Below are 4,388 nucleotides of genomic sequence, written 5' to 3'. Positions count from 1 at the left end.
AATGACAGATTCTTTATAGTGGTCATCCATGCCTGCCATCTCATTATTAAACATAAATCCAACTAGCATTTGTAAAAGTAATTCTACATTTGAATCAATGTATTTTATCTTTTTCATTGATTCATTCTCTAATTCTTCTTCATTAGCATCAGATTTAATTTTTTGCAATGCAGCTTTTACAAAAAAGTCCGATCTAGACGTATACTCATTATTCTCACTCACATACTTATTTATTTCTATTAAGTCTTCTTTTGGAATAATGATATTTATTCTATCTTTTTCTGACATTTCAATTTCTCCCTTTTTCATTAATGTCAAATATATCTCCTAATAAATTGACTATAATCTCATTGGCTTGGCTTAATTTATTCAATTCTATGGTTTGTTTGTCTACAACATTTACTAGATGATTTATACGAGATAAAACCTCTATGTTATGATTTTTTTGTAGTACGTTCGAAATTGACTCTTCGATTAATAAATTAATATATTCATTTTTGGATATTCCTAACTCTTTCGCTTTTGTAACCAAAATTTCATTCGTGATATCTGGAACACGTAAAGTGACTCGTTTTATTTTAATCTCCCCCTAAATTAGTTAAAACAGCTAGAAACTCATACATATCAAGCGCTAGAACGTGTTTTAGCATACAACTATGTATGTAGTCATAGATAAATGGCTCTAAATGCGCTTATTTGTCATTAAAAGTTCTGTTTCTAATGTACTTTAGTGCGTTAATCACTTTAGAATCATTTTTATAATCATGCCAGTGCATATATCCATTCTCTGCAATATGCTGTTGAATAAGCATGATTGCCTCAATCAGCTTTTCAGATTCTTCAATGCTATTTTGCGACTGTTCAAAATTAACAATTGTTGGCTTAATTCGATGTTTAAGTCCACTCATCCTAAAATACTCCGATAAGTTTAAATCACGTTCTTCAGCAAAAAATTCTGCTCTTTTCTTTTCATCATCAGTCAACTTTATTGATACATTATTTCGTCTTTTTTTATTCATAATCAACGCTCCTATAGTAGTCTATATAGATTTCATATAATGATTTTAAAGTAGTCTATATAGACTACTTTAATAAAATAAAGAGTAATCTTTGTAGATTCGATAAAAAAGCATTATTGGCGCATGTGAATTTTTGAACACCCCTTCTAAACTCCATTGAAATAGTTACACATTTAGTGTGTATATGATAACATTTTAATACACATAGTGTGTGTAATCAATATATATTTACACTAACGATGTAAAAAAAGAGTGTGTAAACAGTGTGTTTTATAGTTAATTTATGACTCCATAAAAACACATTCATTACACACTATAAAAATGCTTTTATAGCAATGGTTGGCACTGCCAACCCGTCACTCACTCTTTGAGAAGTGACGTCATTGCCCCTTATGCTCTTTTTATAAATTGAAGTATGAGAACACAAAAAAAGTTCAAAGCACTCGAAACAATTCGAGTGCTTTGAACTTTTTAATCTATCATTTGGTTACTAATCTTTGTTTTTTTTGAACATGTTTTAAATTACAAATTCTTTTTTTCTCCAGTACGCGTAATTAACACAGAGAACAGAGTGGTTAATATTACTATCGTTAATACATTTAATAAACTTTCATAAGCAAGATTATTAAACGGAGATATTAGCTCGATCAATAGGACTAAGAGACCTACAAAAATTCCTATCGATATGGCTCTTGAAATTTTACTCATAACAACCCCTCTTTTAATTTTGACTTATTGATAGCCCCAACCACTAGGATAAAAAATATGGTTCGGATCTTGAGAAAACTCTATATAAATTCCCTTAGAACCGTCTATATTTTCAGCAACCATGCCACCTAGCAGTCCTGCTAAAGCTCCGGAAGCTATACCTCCACCTGCAACGGCTCCAATTGCTCCTGCAGCTGCAGAGCCTAATACTTTAATAGTCTTAGTATATGCAGAAGATAAATAAAGTGTTGCAGATCCATCTTTATGTCCTACCCACTGTGTTTTACCTGCTCTAAGTTTATCTTGAGCTTTGTAATATTCAATCTCTTCTTGAGTGAATATATCTGTTAGTTTATATCCTTCTGCTTCTAAGGCATCGAATAACTGCTGGTTTGTAAATACTTTAATACTCTCAATCTCTTTAAAGTTCTCTCCAGTTACATCTTCATCTGATATTGTGATACTTTCTGAAACATCATCTACTTCTGAGGCATTCGCATACAACATAGGAACAACTGAAAAACTCGTTACCATTGTTCCAACAACAAGATTTTTCAAAACTTTTCCTTTGTACATTTCAAATATCCTTTCGAAAAAAATGAGTTACTTTATTATTTTTTTAGACTAATTCTTTTATTTTTAAACATTTATGATCTTTTGAAAGTAATTAAAGATTGCTATTTTATATAGCTACTTAAAGGGGCATGTAAGCGCTTGATTTCGAACGAAAATAACTTTTTGTTATAAATACACCTAAAATCATTTAAAGTCTCTTAAATTGGCTTAGAATAGCTTCTAACGGCTTTTTAAGTATCTCTAATACCTACAGAAATGATTTTAAGGTATCTCTCATGCATTTAAATCTTTTTCCTGATGAAATACACGTTTAAAACTTAAAGTTTCTCAAACACGCTTAAAACTGTTTTTAAAGCGATTAATCTTAAAGCAGCTTTTTAAAACTAAATCTACTTGAAAATTAATTGTTAAATCAGATCACAAAATGACTTATTTTCTACTACGATTTTCTTAAATTTTAGGTGTGCAATTTTATGTGTTTTCTCTTGCGCGCGCATACGCGCGTTGTTTAAATATTATTTAATTAATATTTAATACATATTTAGAAACGCTGTAACCCTTGATATGACTGTCTTTTTTGGACGTTATGAGAACAAAATGTCGGTTTATGAGAACAAAATGTCGGTTTATGAGAACAAAATGTCGGTTTATGAGAACAAAATGTCGGTTTATGAGAACGTTGTTGAAATTATTGTTCTTATAAGGATTTTCTGTTATTATAAGAACGTATTTAGAAAGGGTGTTCTTATGAAAGAAAATGTTCTTAAAAAAATAACTCGATTTAATAATGAAGTGAATACTATTCCGATGCGTGATTGGAGTACAGAAGAGATGAATTTCTTTTTTTCTGTACTTACTAGAATGCGTGATGAAGGTACTAGTAGTATTGTTATGGATAAATATGAATTGGCAGAATTAGCACGTTACACAATTGAACACAATAAACGCTATCACGATACTATAGAAAGCTTAACTAAAAAGCTGCAAGATATGACATATTTTAAAAAAACTAGTAATTCTTTTGTAATGATGCCTTTATTTACTTATTTTGAGGCGACTTGGAGCGATGATCTGTCTGATATGTCTTTAGAAGTTGATGTAAATAAACGCTTTGAATATATTTTAAATGAGTGGAACGAAGGAAATTGGACACAGTTTATGCTCGATGAATTTTTAGAGGTTAAATCAACTTATTCAAAAACTCTGTTTAGATTATTAAAGCAGTATAAAACAGTTGGAAAGAGAGAATTTAATGTTGAAGAATTTAAAACGCTGATGAACATCCCGAAATCATATTCTACAGGAATGATTACAACACGTATTGTTGAAAATGGTATTAGAGATCTGCAACCTTATTTCTTAAATTTAAAAGTTAAAAAAATAAAGTCAAATAAGCGCGGTACTCCTGTTATAGGTTATGAATTCACGTTTAAACCTGAGAGTACAGAAAAATGGCAAGAAGATAAATATATTAAAAAATCTAGATTTAAAAAGCCTAATCGCAAAGCAATTGAGCCTAAGTGGTTTCAAGAAAAAACTAGTAAAATTAAAAACAGTAATCAAAGTCCTGAACAAACTCAAGATATAAAAGAGAGTATTCATCGCTTTAGGAATAGCTAATTACGTGATATAATGTAATTAACAAATTTAGAAGCTCTATCATAGAATGCACAAAACCCCACTAGTCTGCATACTAGTGGGGTTTTTTCGTGCCTAAACTTAAGGCAACTGTCTACTTGTTGTGATGCGTGTTTAGATAGCGCTCAATCACTAACAAGATGACACCGACGATTATTGGTGCCACGAACAAATTTAGAAGTTCATAAATCATAGAACACACCCCCTTTTGGGGCAGTTGCCATATCTTAATTATACCGACGAAATTCTATATAAGATATATGTTAGGCAATTTGCAACATTAAACTTAAAGTTCATCAAAATTAGATAAAAAATCCATACTCGATTTTTCTTTAGTAAATTGTTTTTTTGTCAACTCATTCATCTTTTTTTCTTTATAATATTTATCTAATGCTTTCTGTGCTTTTATATAAATGACAGATTCTTTATAGTGGTCATCCATGCCTG

The 4,388-nt window shown here is 30.4% G+C and carries 4 protein-coding genes; 1 reads left to right on the top strand and 3 read right to left on the bottom strand.

Features of this window, described 5'->3' with window-relative positions; genetic code table 11:
* The 3 genes from H9D55_RS04230 to H9D55_RS04220 all read right to left on the bottom strand — a co-directional run.
* Positions 1–318 (bottom strand): hypothetical protein (locus tag H9D55_RS04230; RefSeq protein ID WP_208454730.1); only part of this gene is annotated, 318 nt, incomplete at its 3' end.
* A 374-nt stretch (positions 319–692) separates the two neighbouring features.
* On the bottom strand, positions 693–1,019 hold the full coding sequence (locus H9D55_RS04225) for a plasmid mobilization protein (RefSeq protein WP_186077171.1): 327 nt from the start codon (positions 1,017–1,019) through the stop codon (positions 693–695).
* A gap of 732 nt (positions 1,020–1,751) precedes the next feature.
* A complete protein-coding gene (locus H9D55_RS04220) occupies positions 1,752–2,303 on the bottom strand; it encodes a hypothetical protein (RefSeq protein ID WP_186077169.1) in 552 nt (183 codons plus the stop codon).
* 747 nt (positions 2,304–3,050) lie between these two features.
* On the opposite strand from H9D55_RS04220, the gene H9D55_RS04215 reads away from it, so the two are divergent.
* Positions 3,051–3,923: a replication initiation protein gene (locus tag H9D55_RS04215; protein ID WP_186077167.1), complete on the top strand. Its 873-nt coding sequence runs from the start codon at positions 3,051–3,053 to the stop codon at positions 3,921–3,923.
* Positions 3,924–4,388: the final 465 nt, after the last annotated feature.

Source organism: Phocicoccus pinnipedialis (assembly GCF_903994035.1).
GTDB classification, from domain to species: domain Bacteria; phylum Bacillota; class Bacilli; order Staphylococcales; family Salinicoccaceae; genus Phocicoccus; species Phocicoccus pinnipedialis.
The sequence above is the reverse complement of the archived record's forward strand: the minus strand, read 5'-3'. Positions and strand labels throughout refer to the sequence as shown.